At 69.1% G+C, this 20,344-nt stretch carries 20 protein-coding genes; 3 read left to right on the top strand and 17 right to left on the bottom strand.

All coding sequences use genetic code 11. From position 1 onward, the window contains the following. Position 1: 1 nt before the first annotated feature. The 5 genes from CEG14_RS24505 to CEG14_RS24485 form a co-directional block, all read right to left on the bottom strand. Positions 2-1,192, bottom strand: a complete 1,191-nt coding sequence (locus CEG14_RS24505; protein ID WP_094829035.1) for a class I SAM-dependent methyltransferase — start codon at positions 1,190-1,192, stop codon at positions 2-4. 132 nt (positions 1,193-1,324) lie between these two features. Next, the gene (locus tag CEG14_RS24500) at positions 1,325-3,148 is read right to left on the bottom strand and encodes a DEAD/DEAH box helicase (protein ID WP_094829034.1); all 1,824 of its coding nucleotides are present in this window, start codon (positions 3,146-3,148) and stop codon (positions 1,325-1,327) included. Between the two features lie 272 nt (positions 3,149-3,420). Beyond that, positions 3,421-4,197 carry a uracil-DNA glycosylase gene (locus CEG14_RS24495; RefSeq protein WP_094829033.1) on the bottom strand — a complete coding sequence of 259 codons (777 nt, stop codon included), beginning with the start codon at positions 4,195-4,197 and terminating at the stop codon, positions 3,421-3,423. A gap of 27 nt (positions 4,198-4,224) precedes the next feature. Then, entirely contained in the window at positions 4,225-4,962 is a 738-nt protein-coding gene (locus tag CEG14_RS24490) for a 5'-methylthioadenosine/adenosylhomocysteine nucleosidase (protein ID WP_094829032.1), read from the bottom strand. 57 nt (positions 4,963-5,019) lie between these two features. After that, the gene (locus tag CEG14_RS24485; protein ID WP_255032049.1) at positions 5,020-5,805 is read right to left on the bottom strand and encodes a helix-turn-helix transcriptional regulator; all 786 of its coding nucleotides are present in this window, start codon (positions 5,803-5,805) and stop codon (positions 5,020-5,022) included. 99 nt (positions 5,806-5,904) lie between these two features. On the opposite strand from CEG14_RS24485, the gene CEG14_RS24480 reads away from it, so the two are divergent. Together CEG14_RS24480 and CEG14_RS24475 are read left to right on the top strand one after the other, a co-directional pair. Then, positions 5,905-6,345 carry a transcriptional repressor gene (locus CEG14_RS24480; RefSeq protein WP_094829226.1) on the top strand — a complete coding sequence of 147 codons (441 nt, stop codon included), beginning with the start codon at positions 5,905-5,907 and terminating at the stop codon, positions 6,343-6,345. Continuing rightward, the gene (locus CEG14_RS24475) at positions 6,342-6,773 is read left to right on the top strand and encodes a hypothetical protein (protein WP_176461332.1); all 432 of its coding nucleotides are present in this window, start codon (positions 6,342-6,344) and stop codon (positions 6,771-6,773) included. Before CEG14_RS24480 ends, CEG14_RS24475 begins: the two co-directional genes overlap by 4 nt. Positions 6,774-6,786: 13 nt before the next feature. On the opposite strand, the gene CEG14_RS24470 is transcribed toward CEG14_RS24475, so the two are convergent. The 11 genes from CEG14_RS24470 to CEG14_RS24420 all read right to left on the bottom strand — a co-directional run bounded on the left by CEG14_RS24470 (position 6,787) and on the right by CEG14_RS24420 (position 18,730). Next, on the bottom strand, positions 6,787-7,251 hold the full coding sequence (locus CEG14_RS24470) for an HIT family protein (RefSeq protein WP_094829031.1): 465 nt from the start codon (positions 7,249-7,251) through the stop codon (positions 6,787-6,789). Further along, complete coding sequence (locus CEG14_RS24465) at positions 7,248-7,694, bottom strand: GNAT family N-acetyltransferase (RefSeq protein ID WP_094829030.1); 447 nt, start codon at positions 7,692-7,694, stop codon at positions 7,248-7,250. Before CEG14_RS24465 ends, CEG14_RS24470 begins: the two co-directional genes overlap by 4 nt. A 23-nt stretch (positions 7,695-7,717) precedes the next feature. Further along, positions 7,718-9,187 (bottom strand): polyphosphate:AMP phosphotransferase, encoded by a 1,470-nt coding sequence (gene pap, locus CEG14_RS24460; RefSeq protein ID WP_094829225.1) that lies wholly within the window; start codon positions 9,185-9,187, stop codon positions 7,718-7,720. An 81-nt stretch (positions 9,188-9,268) separates the two neighbouring features. Next, positions 9,269-10,141, bottom strand: coding sequence for an MBL fold metallo-hydrolase (locus CEG14_RS24455; protein WP_094829029.1), 873 nt, complete (start codon positions 10,139-10,141; stop codon positions 9,269-9,271). 90 nt (positions 10,142-10,231) lie between these two features. Next, positions 10,232-11,509, bottom strand: coding sequence for a phenylacetate--CoA ligase family protein (locus tag CEG14_RS24450; protein WP_094829028.1), 1,278 nt, complete (start codon positions 11,507-11,509; stop codon positions 10,232-10,234). A 36-nt stretch (positions 11,510-11,545) separates the two neighbouring features. Next, positions 11,546-12,388, bottom strand: coding sequence for an ABC transporter ATP-binding protein (locus tag CEG14_RS24445; protein WP_094829027.1), 843 nt, complete (start codon positions 12,386-12,388; stop codon positions 11,546-11,548). Between the two features lie 92 nt (positions 12,389-12,480). Beyond that, on the bottom strand, positions 12,481-13,818 hold the full coding sequence (locus tag CEG14_RS24440) for an ABC transporter substrate-binding protein (RefSeq protein ID WP_094829026.1): 1,338 nt from the start codon (positions 13,816-13,818) through the stop codon (positions 12,481-12,483). 101 nt (positions 13,819-13,919) lie between these two features. Beyond that, positions 13,920-14,984 carry a branched-chain amino acid ABC transporter permease gene (locus CEG14_RS24435; protein ID WP_094829025.1) on the bottom strand — a complete coding sequence of 355 codons (1,065 nt, stop codon included), beginning with the start codon at positions 14,982-14,984 and terminating at the stop codon, positions 13,920-13,922. A gap of 10 nt (positions 14,985-14,994) precedes the next feature. Continuing rightward, complete coding sequence (locus CEG14_RS24430; protein ID WP_094829024.1) at positions 14,995-15,924, bottom strand: branched-chain amino acid ABC transporter permease; 930 nt, start codon at positions 15,922-15,924, stop codon at positions 14,995-14,997. Positions 15,925-15,950: 26 nt separating this feature from the next. Further along, positions 15,951-16,754 carry an ABC transporter ATP-binding protein gene (locus CEG14_RS24425; RefSeq protein WP_094829023.1) on the bottom strand — a complete coding sequence of 268 codons (804 nt, stop codon included), beginning with the start codon at positions 16,752-16,754 and terminating at the stop codon, positions 15,951-15,953. After that, positions 16,754-18,730: an AMP-dependent synthetase/ligase gene (locus CEG14_RS24420; protein ID WP_094829022.1), complete on the bottom strand. Its 1,977-nt coding sequence runs from the start codon at positions 18,728-18,730 to the stop codon at positions 16,754-16,756. The genes CEG14_RS24425 and CEG14_RS24420 overlap by 1 nt, the downstream gene beginning before the upstream one ends. A 170-nt stretch (positions 18,731-18,900) precedes the next feature. On the opposite strand from CEG14_RS24420, the gene CEG14_RS24415 reads away from it, so the two are divergent. Beyond that, positions 18,901-19,599, top strand: a complete 699-nt coding sequence (locus CEG14_RS24415) for a Crp/Fnr family transcriptional regulator (RefSeq protein WP_094829021.1) — start codon at positions 18,901-18,903, stop codon at positions 19,597-19,599. A gap of 15 nt (positions 19,600-19,614) precedes the next feature. On the opposite strand, the gene CEG14_RS24410 is transcribed toward CEG14_RS24415, so the two are convergent. After that, a complete protein-coding gene (locus CEG14_RS24410; protein ID WP_094829020.1) occupies positions 19,615-20,337 on the bottom strand; it encodes an ABC transporter ATP-binding protein in 723 nt (240 codons plus the stop codon). Positions 20,338-20,344: the final 7 nt, after the last annotated feature.

Genomic DNA, 20,344 nt, shown 5'->3' with positions numbered 1-20,344 from the left:
GCTACAGCGCGTCGCGGCGGTCGCCGCGGCGAAAGCCCTGCAGGCCGTCGTCGATGTCGCGGCCCACGGCCAACACCTTGAACAGCTCGCCCATCTCCGCCTCGGACAGCAGCTTCTGGACCGGCGCGGTCTGCTGCGCATAGGCGCGCGCGTCGGCGGGATCGAGCCGGCCCAGCCGGTCGAGCAGGCCGGCGTTCATCAGGAAGCGCGCCTGCGAGGTATAGCCGTAGACGTCGAGCCGGCCTTCGAGCGCCGCGTCCGCCATCGCCGTGAAGTCCACGTGGGCGGTGATGTCCTGCAGGCCCGGGGCGACGAACGGATCGGCATGGGCGTGATGGCGCAGGTGGCACATCAGCGTGCCCGTGGCCCGCTGCGGGTGGTAGTACTCGTGGCGCGGAAAGCCGTAGTCGAACAGCAGGGCGGCGCCGCGCGCGAGCCACTGGCCCATGCCGCGCACCCAGGCCTCGGCCTGCAGATTGATCTCCGACACGTAGCCGGGCAGGGGCGGCATGCGCGTGCTCACGGCGCGCGCCAGCGCCGCGTCGGCCGGGCGGTCGGCCCAGGTGAAATCGCCGTCGTCATCGAGCGCGACGCCGCGCACCATGACCTCGGCGCGCGCGCTCCAGGTGAAGAGCTGGACCGGCATGGCGTCGAGCACCTCGTTGCCCAGCACGCAGCCCACGAATTGCGTGGGCAGGGCGTCGAGCCACTGCACCCGGTCGCCGAACGGCGCGAGCCGCGCCTGCTGGCGCGCGCGCAGGTCGGCCGACACCTCGACGATGCGGTACTGCGCGGCGATGCCGAGTTCGTCGAGCGTGGCCAGCACGGCCTCGGCCAGCGCGCCGGTGCCGGCGCCGAACTCGAGCACGGTGTCGCCCGCGCACTGGGCCAGGATCTCGGCCGCCTGTTGCGCCACGGTCTGGCCGAACAGCGGCGTGAGCTCGGGGGCGGTGACGAAGTCGCCGGTGGGCAGGCGGCGGCGCGCGCCGGCCTCGCTGCCGGGCGCCAGCTTCACCGCGCCGGCGGTGTAGTAGCCCAGCCCCGGCGCGTACAGCGCCTCGGCCATCCAGCGGTCGAACGGCAGCCAGCCGTCGTGGGCACGCAGCGTGGCGCGCAGATGCTCGGCCACGCGTTCGCTGTGGGCCGCGCCGGCGGGATCGAGAGGGGGCAGGTTGGCAGGTGTGGATCGCATGCCGCTATTTTCCCATGCCGCGCCGCGTGCCCGGACAAAACCCCTGATGGCGCCGCCGGCCGCGCAAAGCAGAACGCCCCGCAGGGCGGGGCGTTCCGGGGACCTTGCCAGCGCGCGAGGCGCTGCGCGGGATCAGCCGCGGCGGTCGGCCGACTTGCCGAAGCGCTTGGGCGCGGCGCCGCGCTTGGCGAAGCTCGGGCGGTCGCCGAAGTTGCGCTGCGGGCGGTCACCGAAGTCACGCTGCGGACGATCGCCGAAGTCGCGCTGGGGACGATCACCGAAGTTGCCTTGCGGACGGTCGCCGAAGCTGCGCTGCGGACGGTCACCGAAGTCGCGTTGCGGACGATCACCGAAGTTGCCTTGCGGACGGTCGCCGAAGCTGCGCTGCGGACGGTCGCCGAAGCTGCGCTGCGGACGGTCACCGAAGTCGCGTTGCGGACGGTCGCCGAAGCTGCGCTGCGGGCGGTCGCCGAAGTCGCGTTGCGGACGGTCACCGAAGCTGCGCTGCGGGCGGTCGCCGAAGTCGCGTTGCGGACGATCACCGAAGCTGCGCTGCGGACGATCACCGAAGTCGCGTTGCGGACGGTCGCCGAAGCTGCGCTGCGGGCGGTCGCCGAAGTTGCCTTGCGGACGGTCACCGAAGCTGCGCTGCGGACGATCGCCGAAGTCGCGTTGCGGGCGGTCGCCGCTGAAGTCGCGCTGCGGACGGTCGCCGTTGAACTCGCGCGGCTTGCGGTCGTAGGGCTTGCCGCCACCGTGGCGCGGGCCACCCTTGTTGAAGCGGCCGCCGCCACCACCCGAGCTCGGGCGCGGGGTGCGTTGCGGCTCGAGGCCGGCGATCACTTCGGGGTTGATCGATTGACCGATGTAGTGCTCGATGCGGCGCACCTTGTGGCGTTCCGAGTGCGTGGCCAGCGTGAAGGCCAGGCCGTCGCGACCGGCGCGGCCGGTACGGCCGATACGGTGCACGTAGTCTTCGGCCTGCAGCGGCAGGTCGAAGTTGACGGCGTGGCTGATGCCCTGCACGTCGATGCCGCGGGCGGCCACGTCGGTGGCGACCAGGATGCGGACCTGACCGCGTTGCAACTGGGTCAGGGTGCGCGAACGCTGGCGCTGGTTCATGTCGCCGTGCAGGGCAGCGGCGGCGAAGCCGTCGTCGGCCAGGCGCTCGGCCAGGTCATCGGCGCCACGCTTGGTCGAGGTGAAGACGATGGCCTGGTCCAGGCGCACGTCGCGCAGCACGTGGTCGAGCAGACGCATCTTGTGGTCGGCGTCGTCGGCGTACAGCAGGCTTTGCGTGATGTTGGTGTGCTTGTCGCGGTGGCCGGCGATCTCGATGCGCTCCGGAGCGCGCATCATCTTTTCGGCCAGGCGGGCCACGCTGCCGTCCAGGGTCGCCGAGAACAGCAGGGTCTGGCGATCGTTGGGCAGGCGGCTCAGGATGGTTTCGATGTCTTCGATGAAGCCCATGTCGAGCATGCGATCGGCTTCGTCGAGCACCAGGGTGTGCACGGTGTTGAGTTTGACGCGGCCGGCCTTCAGGTGGTCGAGCAGGCGGCCCGGCGTGGCGACGAGCACGTCGACACGGCGCGACAGCGCCTTGAGCTGGGCGCCGTAGGGCATGCCGCCCACGACGGTGGCGGTGCGCAGGCCCGGCAGGTTGCGGCCGTACGAAGCGGTGGCGTCGGCCACTTGCAGCGCGAGTTCGCGGGTCGGGGTGAGCACCAGCACTTGCACGCCGGTGCCGCCGTTGGCGGGCATCGAGGCAATGCGGTTCAGGGCGGGCAGCATGAAGGCGGCGGTCTTGCCGCTACCGGTCTGCGACGAAACCATCAGGTCGGTGCCGGCGATGGCCTTGGGCACAGCGGCGGCCTGGACGGGCGTGGGCTCTTGAAAACCGGCTTCCTGTAGGGCCGAGAGAATAGTGGGCGCCAAGCCCAGGTCTGCGAAAGACATAGCTTTTCCTTGCCGCGCGATGCGGCGCAGGTGCCGTGGACGGGCGTTACCGATTTATCGGCGCCGGAACCAGGCAACGGTTGAATGGAGCATCGTGCCGACCGAATCAACCGTGCGCGTAGTGCGATCCAATGGAGCGATCGCGGGGCGAAAGGAAAGAGGTCAGGAAGCGATGAGCTTCGGCATGGGGCCGGGTATGGGAACCGGGCTGACTGCGAAAACGCGGTATGCGTATGAAATAAATGCCGAATCTGTTTGGTGCAGCGCAGCGATCATAACGCGAATTCGCGTTGTGCGGGATTTTTTTTACGAGTCGATGACCAGTCAATTAGGGTTTTGCCTTGGGTCGCGAGCCACGCATTCACCTGGGAAAAGTGCCCGCAGCCCAGGAACGGCACAGGGGGACGGCTGGCCGACAGGGGGGAAGGGTGGTTGGATTGCAACACCAGATGCCTGTGGCCTGCCGGCAACAGTGCCGCCTTGGCCTGGGCATGCGCGCCCCAGAGCAAAAACGCTTTGGGTTCAGTATCTTGCGCCACGCGGGCGAAGATTGCATCCGTCACCGTTTCCCAGCCGCGCTTGGCGTGCGAGCCCGCCTGGCCGTCCTCCACGGTGAGCGAGGTGTTCAGCAGCAGCACGCCCTGGCGCACCCAGCTGCCGAGGTCGTGGCCGAGCGGCCCGGCGTCGGGCTGTTCGCGCAGGATCTCCTTGAAGATGTTGCGCAGGCTGGGTGGGCATTTGCAGTCGTCGGGCACCGAAAACGCCAGGCCCTGGGCCTGGCCCGGCCCGTGATACGGATCCTGGCCCAGGATCACCACCCGCACTTCGTGCGGCGCCAGCTCGGCCAGCGCGCGCCACGGCGTGGCCGGATAGACCACCGCGCCCTCCGCCAGGCGCTGTTCGACGTGGCCGGTGACGCGGGCCAGGGCCGGCGCCACGGCGTCGGATTGCAGGGTCTCGCGCCACGCGGCCGGCAGCGCGGCGAGCTGCTGGCTCAGGGCGCCCGGTTGCAGGCGGTTGTCGTGCGGGGAGGGCAGGGTCTGGGGCATGGCCGCGATTGTGGCACGGCGCGGCGCTCAGCCGCCAGGCGCGGGCAGGGCGCGCAGGAAGCGGCGCAGGATGCCCGCCGAGTACACGCTGGCGACCTCGGTCAGGAAGCGCTTGAAGTCGACCGGGGCGGCGTTGTCGGCGCGATCGGAGATCGTGCGCAGCACCGCGCAGGGCACGCCGAACTCGTGGCACACCTGCGCCACCGCGGCGCCCTCCATCTCGACGCAGAGCGCCTGCGGCAGCTCCTCGCGCAGGCGCGCCAGCGTGACGGCGTCGCCCACGAAGCAGTCGCCCGTGGCGATGGGGCCGTGATGCACCGCCGGCTGCGCCGCGCGGCCATGGGCGTAGCCGGCCAGGAAGTCGGCCGCGCATTGCCCGAGCAGCGCGGTGAGCGCGGCCTCGGTGGCGAAGTGCGAACGCGCCAGCAGCGGCACCTCGTAGCGCGGGAACAGCGGCCGGGCATCGAGGTCGTGCTGCAGCAGCGCGTCGCCGATCACCACGTCGCCGACCTGCACGCGCGGATGGATGCCGCCGGCCACGCCGGTGAACACCACCGCACGCACGCCGAACGCGTGCAGCAGCATCGCGGTGGTGGCGGCCGCGGCGACCTTGCCGATGCGCGTGAGCACCAGCACGCAGGGCTGCCCGGCCAGGACGCCGACGTGATAGTCGCGCATGCCGATGCGGTGCACCTCGGCGGTGGGGCCCATTTCGGCCAGCAATTCGGTGATTTCTTCCGGCAGCGCGGCCAGGATTCCCAACATGACGATGCTTCCCGCGGGCCTGCGCCCGGCTGATGACAGCTGCGCATTATGCGCCGATCAGGCCGGCGGCAGGCGGGCGTGGTACTGGCTGGGCGTGACGCCGAAGCTGGCGCGGAAGCTGCCGATGAAGGCGCTGGTGCTTTCGTAGCCCACGGCGAGCGCCACGTCGGTGACCGCCTGGCCATGCGCGAGGAACTCGAGCGCGCGCAGCAGGCGCGCCTGCTGGCGCCACTGGCCGAGCGTGACGCCGGTCTCGAGCCGGAAGCGCCGCATCAGGGTGCGCGCCGACATGCTGACCCGGTGCGCCCAGGTCTCGATGTCGCTGGGATCGGCGGGGTCGTCGAGCAGGCGCAGCGCCAGCTCGAGCAGGCGGCGCTCGCGCGGCAGCGGCAAGGTGAAGGGCGCGTCCTGGCTCAGCGCGAGTTCGGCGCAGAGCAGGGCGTACACCTGCTCCGCGTGCGTGCCGGGCAGGCGCCCGGGCTCGCTCTCGGTGAGCCGCAGCAGCAGGGCCTCGAGCAGCGGGGTGCGGCTCCACACCCGCGGCTCGGCCGGCAGGCTCGCGCAGGCGTCGCTGCGCACATAGAGCAGGGTGCCGCGCGAGCGGCCGAACCAGCGGGCCTCGTGCGCCAGCTGCGGCGGCACCCAGCCCAGCCGGCCCGGATGCAGCGGCCAGACGGCATCGCCGCGTTGCACCAGCACCAGCCCCTCGCGCACCAGCAGCAGCATGCCGTCGCGATGCGAATGCTCGGGCACGTGCATGCCGCGCGGCTGGCGCGCGCCGTCGAGGTGCAGCGGCGTGAAGACGCGGTCGCGGTCGATCGCCTGCAGAGGAAGCTCGAGCATAAGTTGGCAGGTTTGAAGAACAGGTTGTCGGAATCCCGCAAGCCGTTTCCTTTGGGAATGTACATCATTCTCAACAACGAAACGCCCAAGGAGATGGAAATGGACCCGGCCCCCCTGCAGAGCGCGGGCATGCGCGCCACTTTTCCCCGGCTGAAGATCCTCGAGGTCTTCCACCGCCACCCGGCGCGCCATCTGGGCGCGGCCGAGGTCTACCGCGAACTGCTGGCGCACGGCCACGACGTCGGCCTGGCCACCGTGTACCGCGTGCTGGGCCAGCTGGTGCGCGCGGAGTTGCTGGTGCGGCATCACTTCGATGCCGCCAACAGCGTGTTCGAACTGGCGGGCAAGGGCCGTCACGACCACGTGATCTGCACGCGCTGCGGCAAGGTGGCCGAGTCGGCCGATCCCGCGGTGGCCCAGCTGGCCGAGCGCATCGCGCGGCGCCAGGGCTACTCGCTCGTCAGCTACAGCCTGTCGCTGTATGGCTGCTGCGACCGCTGCGCGCGGCCGCCGGCCCCCATGAAAGGAATGTACGAATGACCTTCACCCACTTCGAATACCACGACCTGTCGCAGTTTCCGCTGGTGCTGGTGCGCCACGGCCATGCGCCGCAGGGCTATGCCGAACGCTGGATCGGCGAGATGGAACGGTTGCTCGCGCAACCGGATGCGTTCGTGTTGATCGTGCTGGACCTCGACACCGAGATCGCGCACGAGGACCGCAAGGCCATGGTGCAGTGGCAGACCGCCAACATGGCGCGCCTGCGCGAGCGTTGCCGCGGCTTCATCGCGATCAAGCAGGATCCCTCGGCGCTGGCCCGCACCCGGGCGCAGGCCGAGAAGATGACGCGCGCGTTCGGCGTGCCGTTCGTGGCCGCGCCGGACCTGGGCGCGGCGCGCGCCACGGCGCTGGCGCTGCTGGAGCAGGCGCGCGAGGACGGCGCGGCGCTGGCGGCCGGCGCGTCGTGATGCGCGGCGCGGATCAGTGCCAGAGCAGCGCGTTCATCGCCTCGACGACGCGGTCGCGGTAGCGCGGCAGCAGCGCCGAGACGGCCTGGTGGCGGGCCTGCCAGGCCGCCGCGTCGGCGGCGTCGGCCGCGCGCGGCGCGGCCCACACCGGCGCCGGAAAGTGCCGGTCTTCGCGCCAGCGCGCGATCACGTGCCAGTGCAGGTGCGGCACCATGTTGCCCAGCGAGGCCAGGTTGATCTTGTGCGGCTGCAGGATGTCGCGCTGGGCCTGCTCCACCGCCCACACCGCGCGCATCATCAGCTCGCGGCCGTGGTTCGATAGGCTGGTCATTTCGGGGATGTGGCCGTTCCAGACCACCCGCGTGAAGCCGGGATAGTCGGGCTCGGCCGCCTCGATCACGCGCAGATGCTGGCCGCGCCACAGCAGCGTGCCGCCGTCTTCGGTGCACAGCGGGCAGGCCGGGTCGTGCGCGCTCATCCGAGCACCTTGCGGTATTGCACGAAGCCGGGCCGGTCGGCGATGTGGTCGTAGAGCTGCATCGCGGTGTGGTTGGATTCGTGGGTGAGCCAGTACACGCGCGCCGCGTCGTGGGCCCTGGCATCCGCATACACGTGCTCGATCAGGGCCCGGCCCGCGCCCTTGCCGCGCGCCTCGGAGGCGGTGAACAGATCCTGCAGGTAGACGTAGTTGCCGGTGGTCCAGGTGGAGCGGTGATAGATCCAGTGCACCATGCCCACCGCCTGGCCGCCCACGATGGCCAGTGCGCAGTGCATGGGCTCGGCGGGGTCGAGCAGGCGCGCCCACGTGGTGCGGGTGACGGCCTCGGCGATGTCGACGTTGTAGAAGGCCTGGTAGCCCTTCCACAGCGGCAGCCAGGCGTCGAAGTCGGCCTGGGTGATGGGGCGGATGTCGATGGTCATGGCGGATCCTGGATGAGAGTGGGTCAGAGCTGGTCTTCGAGCGCCTTGACGATGTGGCGCAGCACCTGCAGCCGCGCGTAGCGCTTGTCGTTGCTGGAAATCAGGTGCCACGGCGCCTCGGGCATGTCGGTGCGGGCCATCATCTCGTTGGCCGCCTGGGCGTAGTCGGGCCACTTCTTGCGGTTGCGCCAGTCGTCGGGCGTGATCTTGAACTGCTTGAACGGCGTGCGCTCGCGCTCCTTGAAGCGCTGCAGCTGCACGGCCGGCGTGACCGCCAGCCAGAACTTCAGCACGATGGCGCCGTGGTCGCTGAGCTGGCGTTCGAAGTCGTTGATCTCGCCATAGGCGCGGCGCCAGTCGGCCGCGTGGGCCAGCTTCTCGACCCGCTCGACCAGCACGCGGCCGTACCAGGTGCGGTCGAAGATGGCGATGCGGCCCTGGCGCGGCACGCGGCGCCAGAAGCGCCACAGATAGGGCCGCGCCAGCTCGTGCGCACTCGGCGCGGCGACCGGCGTGATGTCGTACTGGCGGGCGTCGAGCGCGCGCGTCACGCGGCGGATCGCGCCGCCCTTGCCGGCCGCGTCCTGGCCCTCGAAGGCGAGGATCAGCGAGCGCTGCTTGAATTTGTCGGAACGCACCAGCCGCGCGAGCTGGCCCTGCAGCAGGCCGAGCTCGACCTCGTAGTCGTGCTTTTCCTCGCGCGCCTCGTAATCGAGCTCGCCCAGGCGATCGGGGATGCGGCCGGGCCGCACCGATTGCAGCGCGAAAGCGCGCGAGGCGCGCGGGATGGCGCGCCGTTTCATGGTGGCCAGCACGGCCTCGGCGGTGCGCACCATGCGCATGTTGTCGTCGGCGCTCGGGATCACGACCCACGGTGCGTGATCGGCGTCGGTGTGCGCCAGCGCGATCTGGCCGGCGTCGCGCACGCGGTCGTAGTGCTTGCGCACCTTGCGATCGGCCGGCGTCACTTGCCAGGCCGTTTCGGGGCTTTCGAGCAGGCGCTTGATGCGCTCGGATTGGGCGTCGGCCGACAGGTGGTACCAGAGCTTGACGATCTGCACGCCCTCGGCGGCGAGCAGCGCCTCGAAGCGGCGGATCTGGGCGGCGCAGGCCTCGATGCGCTCGGGGCGCTGCTTCTTGCGCGCCGCCTCCTTCAGCAACGGCACGTACCAGGAGCCGAACACGATGCCGGTCTGGCCCTTCGCGGGCAGCGCGTTCCAGTAGCGCCAGAACGGCGGACGCGCCGCCTCTTCGTTGTCGGGCGGGCCGAAGGCCATCGTGTGGATGTGACGCGGGTCCATCCACTCGTTGAGCTGGTTGATGGTCTCGCCCTTGCCGGCGCCGTCGATGCCGGCGACCACGATCAGCAGGGTGCGGTCGCCGCGCTGCAGCCGGTCGTATTGGGACTTCAGCAGCGCCACCCGCAGGCGCGCCTCGAGGGTCTTGAACTCGTCTTTGGGCAGGGCGGGATCGGCTTGCGCTTCGGCGAACATCATCGGCACGGGGCAGGGGGATTCATGATCGGCCGATGTTGCCGGATAACCCGCGCCGCGCGCAAGTGCCACGTGGGGGCGTCAGAGCCTGTCCACGGGCAGTTTGAGATAGGTCATGCCGTCGGGCTCGGGCGGCGGGAAATGGCCGGCGCGGATGTTGACCTGGATGGCCGGCAGGATCAGCGTCGGCATGCCAAGGGTGGCGTCGCGCGCGGTGCGCATCGCCACGAATCCGGCCTCCGTCACCCCGTCGTGCACGTGGATGTTGTGCGCGCGTTGCGTGGCCACGGTGGTTTCCCAGGCGGCCTCGCGGCCGGCGGGCGGGTAGTCGTGGCACATGAACAGGCGGGTCTCGGGCGGCAGGCTCAGCAGGCGCCGGATCGAGCGGTAGAGCGACTCCGCGTTGCCGCCGGGGAAGTCGCAGCGCGCCGTGCCCACGTCGGGCATGAACAGCGTGTCGCCCACGAACACCGCGTCGCCGATGCGATAGGCCATGTCGGCCGGCGTGTGGCCCGGCACGTGCAGGGCCTCGGCCACGAGCGTGCCGATCGGGAAGGTCTCGCCGGCCGCGAACAGATGGCCGAACTGCGAGCCGTCGGGGCGGAACGCGGGCTCCAGATTGAAGATGGGCTTGAACACGCCCTGCACGGCGCGGATCTGCTCGCCGATGGCGATCACGCCGCCCAGCTCGCGCTGCAGCCACGGCGCCGCCGACAGGTGGTCGGCGTGGGCGTGGGTTTCGAGGATCCAGGCGGTGGTCAGGCCCTGCGCCCGCACGTGATCGCGGATGCGGGCCGCGCCCGCGGTGCTGGTGCGGCCCGACTTCGGATCGAAGTCGAGCACCGGGTCGATCACCGCGCACACGCCGCCGGGGCGGTCGTGCACCACGTACGAGACCGTGCCGGTGACGGTGTCGTAGAACGCGGCGATGGCGGGCGGGACGGCAGAGGGCATGGCGTGGACGTCGGTGAGGCTACCGGTCCATCATATCTGCACGGCATGGCGCGCTACAACCGGACGGGCCGGCGGCCCGCCCGGCACGGCTCATTCGTAGCTGCGCACGTCGTCGATGACCTTGCCGTCGTTGGGCAGCGCGCCCGGCTCGGCCCATTCCACGTCGGCCCGCAGCTTGGTGAGCTCGCGCACCGACTCGGCGACGCGCGCGGCGAGCGCGGCATCCTGGGCTGCCGCCGGCGTGGCGCTCTCCACCCGCAGCACCATGCGGTCGGAGCCGGTGCTGCCGCTGATGACCAGGCGGGCGCGGCCGATCTCGGGATGACGCCGCACCACCTCGGCCACCTGCGAGGGATGCACGAACATGCCGCGCACCTTGGTGGTCTGGTCGGCGCGACCCATCCAGCCGCGGATGCGCACGTTGGTGCGGCCGCAGGGCGAGGGGCCCGGCATGATGGCCGACAGGTCGCCGGTGCCGAAGCGCACCAGCGGATAGTCGGGGTTGAGCGTGGTCACGACCACTTCGCCCACCTCGCCGTCGGGCACGGGCTCGCCGGTGCCGGGGCGCACGATCTCGAGGATCAGGTCTTCGCCCAGCACCAGGCCCTCGCGGGCCGGGGTCTCGAACGCGATCATGCCCAGGTCTGCGCTGCCGTAGGCCTGGTAGCCGGCGATGCCGCGCGCGGCCAGCCAGTCGCGCAGCGACGGCGGGAAGGCCTCGCCCGACACCAGCGCGCGGCGCAGCGAATCGAGCCGGATGCCGAGTTCGTCGGCCTTCTCCAGGATGATCTTGAGAAAGCTCGGCGTGCCCGTGTAGCCGGAGGGCGCGAGATCGGCGATCGCGCGCACCTGCTGCTCGGTCTGGCCGGTGCCGCCCGGAAACACCGTGCAGCCCACCGCGTGCGCGGCGGTCTCCATCATGGAGCCGGCAGGGGTGAAGTGATAGGAGAAGCAGTTGTAGGCCAGCTCGCCGGCGCGGAACCCCGCCGCATGCAGTGCGCGGGCGAAGCGCCAGTAATCGGTGCGCGCGCCCTCGGGTTCGTAGATCGGCCCGGGCGAGGCGAACACCCGCAGCGCCTGGCCCCAGCCGACCGCGGCATAGCCGCCGAAGGCGCGCACGGCGCCGCCGTCGGTGTCGCTGGCGCGGCGGGCCTGCTGGCGCTCGAGCAGCTCATGCTTGCGCAGCACCGGCAGCCGGGCCAGGGCCTGGCGGCTGGTGATCTGGCGCGGATCGATGCCGGCCAGCTGCGCCGCGATGGCGGGCGCGTGTGCCTGGGCATGGGCGATGGCATCCGGCAGGGCGCGCATGAGCGCCGCCTCGCGCTCTTCGGGCGGCCGGATTTCCTGTGCGTCGAAGTACTCGGACATGGGTTCGCACCCTCACACGTGTGCGTTGAAACGGGATCAGGCCAGCCAGCGCTTGCGCCGGCGGTAGAACTTCTGGTCGCGGAAGCTTTTGCGCTCGCCGCTGGAAATGCCGAGGTAGAACTCCTTCACGTCTTCGTTCTCGGCCAGGTCGCTGGCCGCGCCGTCCATCATCACGCGCCCGTTCTCCAGGATGTAGCCGTAGTCGGCATAGCGCAGCGCGATGTTGGTGTTCTGTTCGGCCAGCAGGAAGCTCACGCGTTCGCGCTGGTTCAGGTCGCGCACGATCTCGAAGATCTCCTCGACGATCTGGGGCGCCAGGCCCATGGAGGGCTCGTCGAGCAGGATCATGTTGGGGCTGGCCATCAGCGCGCGGCCGATGGCGGTCATCTGCTGTTCGCCGCCGGAGGTGTAGCCGGACTGGCTGGTGCGGCGCTGCTTCAGGCGCGGGAAATACTGGTACACGCGGTCGAGCGCGGCGCTGATCTCGCCGCGGCCGAGATTGCGCGTGTAGGCGCCCGTCAGCAGGTTGTCCTCGACGGTGAGGTGGGCGAAACAGTGGCGCCCCTCCATCACCTGGACCACGCCGCGCTTGACCAGCTCGGCCGGCGACAGGCGCTCGATGCGTTCGTCGCGATACTGGATATAGCCCTTGGTGACGTCGCCGCGTTCGCCCTTGAGCAGGTTCGATACCGCGCGCAGCGTGGTGGTCTTGCCGGCGCCGTTGGCGCCCAGCAGCGCCACGATCGCGCCTTCGGGCACGCGCAGCGACACGCCCTTGAGCACCAGTATCACGTGGTTGTAGATCACCTCGATGCCGTTGACGTCGAGCAGCGTGCGCGCCGGTTCGGTGCGTTCGGGAGTCGGAGAGGCTGCGATCATGGGGATTCCTGGGTGGAGACGCCGCCGGCCGGAGCCGGCGGCTGCGATGCCAAGGCGCCGCCTTCAGCGCCGACGCTGAAGGCGGCCGTGCATCAGCCCTCGCACTTGCGCGGGGTGATGTTCTTTTCCTTGGCGTACTTGGCCGCGGCTTCCTTGACCAGCGGATCGAGCAGCGCCCGGTCGGCCTGGTACCAGTCGCTCTTGACCTGGAACTTGGCGCCGTCCCATTGCACGATGCGGGCCCAGTCATCGCCCATGTGGTTGCTGCACGAGGTCTTGACCGGGCGCATGATGTCGCCGAAGCCGAGCTCGTTGAGCCGTTCCTGGGTGATGTTGAGGTTCTCGAAGCCCCAGCGCACCTGCTCGGGCGTGAGCGCCTTGCCCTTGCCGTACTTCTCCTGCGCGGTGCGGATGGCCTCGACCTGCATCATCGAGATCATCATGCCGCGCGTGTGGGCGATGGTGCCCAGCGTGGTCTTGCCCGATTTGTCGGCGCCCTGGCCCTTGTCGTAGACGAACTTCTTCAGGTCGTCATAGACCTTGCCGGTGGCCGCGCTGTTGTGGATCGTGATCGCGTTGTAGCCCTTGGCCACGTCGCCCAGATCCTTCACGTCGCCCTCGGAGCCGGCCCACCAGATCGCGTACATCTTGTCGCGCGGGTAGCCGCTGGCCTGGGCCTCGCGGATGGCGGTCGGCGTCATGATGCCGGCGCTCCAGAGCAGCACGTAGGCGGGACGCTGCTGGCGGATCTGCAGCCAGGTCGATTTCTGTTCCACGCCCGGCGCGGTGACCGGATACAGCAGCAGCTCGAAGCCTTCCTTGGCCGCGCGCTTCTGCAGCAGCGGGATCGGCTCCTTGCCGTAGGGCGAGTCGTGATAGACCAGGGCGATCTTCTTGCCCTTGAGCTTGTCCATCCCGCCTTCCTTCTTGGCGATGTCCTGGATCATCACGTCGGCGGCGGTCCAGTAGGTGCCCAGCAGCGGGAAGTTCCATTCGAACACCGAGCCGTCGACCGATTGCGACAGGCCGTAGCCCATGGTCTCGACCGGCACCTTGTCGACGATGGCCTTGTCGGACACGGCAAAGGTGATGCCGGTGGACTGGGTGTCGAAGCCGGAGGCGCCCGTGCCGCGGGTCTTCAGGCGCTCGTAGCATTCCACGCCGCGGTCGGTGGCGTAGGCGGTCTCGCATTCCTCGTAGGTGATCTTCACGCCGTTGACGCCGCCGTCGCGCTCGTTCACCAGCTTCAGGTAGTCGAGCTTGCCGTCGGCCCAGGGAATGCCGAGCGGCGCGAACGAGCCGGTGCGATACACCAGCAGCGGCACGAACTGCTCCTCGGCCGCGAGCGCCGGAGTGGCGATGGCGCCCAGCGCGCCGGTCGCGGCCATGACGGCGGCCGCCAGTTTCAGGTTAAGACGCTTCATCTCCATTTACCTCCTGCGTGGTGTTCGATACGGACACCGGGGTTGGCCCGGTCTGTGCCGGGTGTCGGGGCGCGCGCCGGCGGCGGTGGCCGCGGCGCGCCAAACCATCAATGCGGGAAAGGCCAGATGCGAAGTTTTTCCTTGCCGATGCTCCACAGCCGCGCGAGCCCGTGCGGCTCGGCGATCAGGAAGAACACGATGAGCGCGCCGAACACCATGTGTTCGACGTGCGCGGCGGTGTCGACGGACAGCGACATGCCGAGCATGTGCGGGATGTTGGTGAGCGCCACCGGCACCAGCACGATGAAGGCCGCGCCGAAGAAGCTGCCCAGGATCGAGCCCAGGCCGCCGATGATGACCATGAACAGCAGCTGGAACGAGCGCGCCAGGTCGAAGGCCAGCGGCTCCCAGGAGCCCAGGTGGATGTAGCCCCACAGCGCGCCGGCCACGCCCACGATGAACGAGCTCACCGCGAAGGCCGACAGCTTGGCGTACATCGGGCGGATGCCGATCACCGCGGCGGCCACGTCCATGTCGCGGATGGCCATCCACTGGCGCCCGATGGCGCCGCGCACGAGGTTCTTGGCGAGCAGCGTGAACACCACCACCAGGATCAGCACGAACAGGTATTTTTCGAGCGCGCTCTGCACCGGCAGGCCAAAGGCCGTGAGCTGGGGCACCGACACGTTGCCCGACGAGGAGTAGTTGGTGAAGAACGGAATGCGCAGAAAGGCCCAGTCGACGAAGAACTGCGCCGCCAGCGTTGCCACCGCGAGATAGAGTCCGCGGATGCGCAGGCTGGGGATGCCGAAGATCACGCCCACCAGGGTGGCGAAGCAGCCGCCCAGCAGGATCTGCGCCAGCAGCGGCATGCCGGGAAAGCGCACGCCGAAATTCCAGGCGGCGTAGGCGCCCACCGCCATGAAGGCGCCGGTGCCCAGCGAGATCTGGCCGCAATAGCCCACCAGGATGTTGAGCCCGACCGCGGCGAGCGCCAGGATCAGGAACGGGATCAGGATGGCGCGCAGGAAGTAGTCGCTCGCCAGCGCCGGCACGGCGATGAAGGCGACCGCCAGCAGCAACAGCATGACGATGCGATCCTGGCGGATCGGGAAGATCTGCTGGTCGGCGCGGTAGCTGGTCTTGAACTGGCCGTTTTCGCGATAGAACATATTTTTATCCTCAGACCCGGTCGATGATCTTTTCGCCGAACAGCCCCTGCGGCCGGAACAGCAGGAAGACCAGCGCCAGCACGTAGGCGAACCAGATTTCGATGCCGCCGCCCACCAGCGAGCCCAGATAGACCTCCGAGAGCTTCTCGCCGACGCCGATGATCAGGCCGCCGATGATGGCGCCCGGCACCGAGGTGAGGCCGCCCAGGATCACCACCGGCAGCGCCCGCAGCGCCGCCGTCGACAGGGTGAACTGCACGCCGAACTTCGAGCCCCAGATGATGCCGGCCACCAGCGCGACCAGCCCGGCCACGCTCCACACGATCACCCAGATGCGGTTGAGCGGGATCCCGATCGACTGCGCCGCCTGGTGGTCGTCGGCCACGGCGCGCAGCGCGCGGCCGGTGGCGGTGAACTGGAAGAACAGCGCCAGCGCGGCCACCAGCAGCGCCGCGATCACGGCGGCGGTGAGGTCTTCGAGGTTGATCAGCAGGCCGCCCTCGAACAGCGATTCGAGGATCATGGCCGGATCCTTGGGCATGCCGACGTTGATCGAATACACCGAGCTGCCGAACGCGATCTGGCCCAGGCCGTCGAGAAAGTAGCTGATGCCCAGCGTGGCCATCAGCAGCGTGGTGGCCTCCTGGTTGACGAGATGGCGCAGCACGAAGCGTTCGATCGCCACCGCCAGCAGGAACATCAGGATGGCGCTCACGATGAAGGCCAGGATGTTGGCCAGCAGCATGCTCTCGAAGCCGAGCCAGCGCGGGATCCATTCGGAGAAGCGCGCCATCGCCAGCGCGGCCACCAGCACCATCGCGCCCTGCGCGAAGTTGAAGACGCCCGACGCCTTGAAGATCAGGACGAAGCCCAGGCCGATGAGGGCATACAGCATGCCGCTCATCAGTCCGCCGAACACCGTTTCCAGGAAAAATCCCATGCCGAGTCCCCAGATTGTTGTGGAGCCTAGTGCGATTGCACGCCGAGATAGGCGCGGATCACATCAGGGTTGGTGCGCACCTCGTCGGGGGTGCCGTCACCGATCTTCTTGCCGTAGTCGAGCACCACCACCCGGTCGGAGATGTCCATCACCACGCCCATGTCGTGCTCGATCAGCACGATGGTGGTGCCGAACTCGTCGTTCACGTCCAGGATGAAGCGGCTCATGTCCTGCTTTTCCTCGATGTTCATGCCGGCCATGGGCTCGTCGAGCAGCAACAGGCGCGGCTCCATCGCGAGCGCGCGGCCGAGGTCGACGCGCTTCTGCAGCCCGTAGGGCAGGCGCCCCACCGGCACCTTGCGATAGGCCTGGATCTCGAGGAAGTCGATGATGTTTTCCACGAACTCGCGGTGGCGCATCTCTTCGCGCTCGGCCGGCCCGAGCCGGAAGGCCTGCGCCAGCAGGCCGCTCTTCATGCGCAGGTTGCGCCCGGTCATGATGTTGTCGAGCACGCTCATGCCCTTGAACAGCGCGAGGTTCTGGAAGGTGCGGGCGATGCCCATCTCGGCGGCGCGGCGCGGACTCATGCGCGAGAAGCGCTCGCCGCGCAGCTCGATGCCGCCCTGCTGCGGCGTGTAGACGCCGTTGATCACGTTGAGCATCGAGCTCTTGCCGGCGCCGTTGGGGCCGATGATGGCGCGGATCTCGTGCTCGCGCACGTTGAACGAAATGTCGGTGAGCGCGCGTACCCCGCCGAACGCCAGCGAGATGTTCTGCATGTCGAGCATGACGGCGCCGATGCGCTGGTCACGGGAGAGTTGGCTGTTCATCAGGCGGCCCGGGCGGAGATGGCGGGATAGGTCTTGGCGGGCTCGATGCGCAGGTCGGCCGAGATGCTGCCGATGCGCCCGTCTTCGAACTTGACCTCGGTCTCGATGAACTGCGAGGTCTTGCCGCCGTAGAGCGCCTCGATCAGCACGCCGTACTTCTGCGCGATGAAGGCGCGCCGCACCTTGCGCGTGCGGGTCAGCTCGTCGTCGTCGGGATCGAGCTCCTTGTGCAGGATCAGGAAGCGCGCGACCTGCGAGGCGGCCAGGCGCGGGTCGTTGGCGAGGTCGGCGTTGACGCGTTCGACGCAGTCGCGGATGAGCGCGTAGGTTTCGTCTTTCGAGGCCAGGTCGGTGTAGCCCGCGTAGGGCAGGCCGCGGCGCTCGGCCCAGTTGCCCACGGCTTCGAGGTCGATGTTGATGAAGGCGCAGACCTCGTCGCGGCCGGCGCCGAAGGCCACCGCCTCCTTGATGTGCGGGAAGAACTTCAGCTTGTTCTCGATGTACTTCGGCGCGAACAGGCTGCCGTCGGCCAGCTTGCCGACGTCCTTGGCGCGGTCGATGATCTTGAGCTGGCCGTCGGTGTCGAGGTAGCCCGCGTCGCCGGTGCGGAACCAGCCCTCGGCGTCGCGCGCCTCGGCGGTGGCGTCGGGGTTGCGGTAGTACTCGCGGAACAGCCCGGGGCTCTTGACCAGGATCTCGCCGTTGTCGGCCACCTTGATCTCCACGCCTTCGACGGGCGGGCCCACCGTGTCGTCGCGCACGCGGCCGTCGGGCTGCACGCACACGAACACCGAGGTCTCGGTGGAGCCATAGAGCTGCTTCAGGTTGATGCCGATCGAGCGATAGAACACGAACAGGTCGGGGCCGATGGCTTCGCCGGCGGTGTAGGCCACGCGCACGCGGCTCATGCCCAGCGCATTGCGCAGCGGGCCGTAGATCGCTATGTCGCCGAGCCGGTAACGCAGGCGGTCGAGCGCGCCCACCGGTTCGCCGTCGAGGATGCGGGTGCCGACGCGGCGCGCCAGCGCCATGCAGGCGCCGAACAGCTTGCGCTTGAGCCAGCCGGCGTCTTCCATGCGGATCATCACATGCGTGAGCAGGCCTTCGAGCACGCGCGGCGGCGCGAAGTAATAGGTGGGGCCGATGTCGCGCATGTCGATCGACACCGTGTCGGGCGACTCGGGATGGTTCACCGTGAAGCCCGACACCAGCAGCTGCGTATACGAGAACATGTTTTGCCCGATCCAGGCCGGCGGCAGATAGGCCAGCACGTCCTCGCGGTCGGTCAGGTTTTCCATCTCGGCCACGGCGCGTGCGCGGTCGATCAGCGCATCGTGCGTGAGCACCACGCCCTTGGGCTTGCCGGTGGTGCCGGAGGTGTAGAACATCGCGGCCGCGTCGTCGGGTTGCACCGCCGCCACCGTGCGCGCGTAGAAATCGGGATGGGCCTGCGCGTGGGCGCGGCCCTGGTCGAACAGCTGGTCGTACGACTGCAGCAGCGGGTCCTGGTAGTGACGCAGGCCGCGCGGATCGTCGTACACCACGTGCTTGAGCGCGGGGCACTGGGCCTGCACTTCGAGCATCTTGTCGACCTGTTCCTGGTCTTCGACCACGGCCACGCGGACCTCCGCGTCCTGCAGTACGTAGACCATCTCCTGCGCCACCGCATCCTGGTAGAGCGGCACCGGGATCGCGCCCAGCGACTGCGCCGCCATCATCGCGATGTAGAGGCGCGGACGATTCTCGCCGATCACGGCGACGTGCATGCCGGGACCGATGCCGAGCGCGGCCAGGCCATGCGCGGCCAGGCGCGCCTGCTCGGCCACGTCGGCCCAGGTCAGGGTTTGCCAGATACCGAGGTCTTTCTCGCGGATAGCCGGGCGCGAGCCGCGCACGCTGGCGTGTTCGAGCAGCAGTGCAGGAAAAGTCCGCGCTGCTGCCGGCTTCATGGCTGAAGCAAGCTGAGAGTGCGCCACGTTGTCTCCTGTCCGGTCTGGATCCCGCGCATGACGCCGGGTGCGAGCGTTGGCGCCTGGCGGGTATCCGATCGGTTCGTTTTAGATTTACGGCAGCACTTAAGGTATAAGCTTGGGTGGCTACCGACTGTCACCATCACGACATTCAAGGAACTTCTAGGGTATTCCCGATGCAGCTTGCAGAATCGCTCCAGCTCGCCGCCGCGTGGTTCCGCGTGCTCGATGCCGCGCAGCAGGCGCGCGTCGAGCGCGACGTGTCGGTGCAGCAGGTGCAGGCCGGTACGATCATAGAGCGCAAAGGCGATCTGGCCCAGGCCTGGATCGGCGTGCTTGCAGGCCTCGTCAAGGTGTCGGTCGGCAATGCCGAAGGCAAGGTGGCCTCGCTCACCGGCGTGCCTGCCGGCGGCTGGATCGGCGAGGGCTCGCTGCTCAAGCGCGAGGTGCGCAAATACGATGTGGTGGCGTTGCGCGACTCGGTCATCGCCCGCTTGCCCGCGCCCACGTTCGAATGGCTGCTCGACAGCAGCATTCCGTTCAACCGCTATCTGCTCGACCAGCTCAACGAGCGCGTGGCGCAGTTCATCGGCAAGGCCGAGTACGATCGCCTGCTCGACCCCGACGCGCGCGTGGCGCGCTGCCTCGCGGAGCTGTTCAACCCGCTGCTGTATCCGGGCATGGGCATGCGGCTCACCATCACCCAGGAAGAGGTCGGCTATCTGGCCCGCGTGTCGCGCCAGCGCGCCAACCAGGCGCTGCGCAAGCTCGAAGAAGCCGGCCTGCTGCAGGTGGAATACGGCGCCGTGCGCGTACAAGACCTCGACGGCCTCAAGCGCTACGGCGCCGACGCGGTGACCCACGCCGACGCCTGATCGGGGCGCCTGTCTTCAGTGCGAGCCGCCGAGATAGGCGGCCACCACCGCCGGATCGTGCTTGAGCTTGTCGGCCGGGCCGTGCACCGAGATCCGTCCGTTTTCGAGCACGTAGCCGTAATCCGCCACGTTGAGCGCGGCCGCCGCGAACTGCTCCACCAGCAGCATCGTCACGCCCTGTTCCTTCAGGCGCGCGATGATGCGGAACACTTCCTCCACCAGGATGGGCGCCAGGCCCATCGAGGGCTCGTCGAGCAGCACCAGCTCGGGATTGAGCATCACGGCGCGTGCCATGGCCAGCATCTGCTGCTCGCCGCCGGACAGCGTGCCGGCGAGCTGGTCGCGCCGCTCCTTCAGGCGCGGAAACAGGTCCATGGCACGGTCGAGGTCGCCCGGCACGTCGCCCTTGGGGCGCCGGCCGGTGAGGCGCGGGAACGCGCCCAGCAACAGGTTGTCGGTGACCGACAGCGTGGGGAACACGCGCCGGCCTTCCGGCGAGTGCGCCAGGCCGAGCCGCGCGATCTGATGCGATTCCATGCCGTCGATGCGGCGCCCGCCCAGCGTGACCTCGCCCGCGCTGGGCTGGATCATGCCCGACAGCGCGCGCATGGTGGTGGTCTTGCCGGCCCCGTTCGAGCCGATCAGGGTCACGACCTTGGCGCGCGGCACCTCCAGGCTGATGCCGTGCAGGACCTTGACCTTGCCGTAGCCGGCTTCCAGATTCTTGATTGAGAGCATCGTGATC

This window comes from Bordetella genomosp. 1 (assembly GCF_002261335.1).
Classification (GTDB): domain Bacteria; phylum Pseudomonadota; class Gammaproteobacteria; order Burkholderiales; family Burkholderiaceae_B; genus Bordetella.
This window is presented reverse-complemented; position numbering and strand designations above follow the sequence as displayed.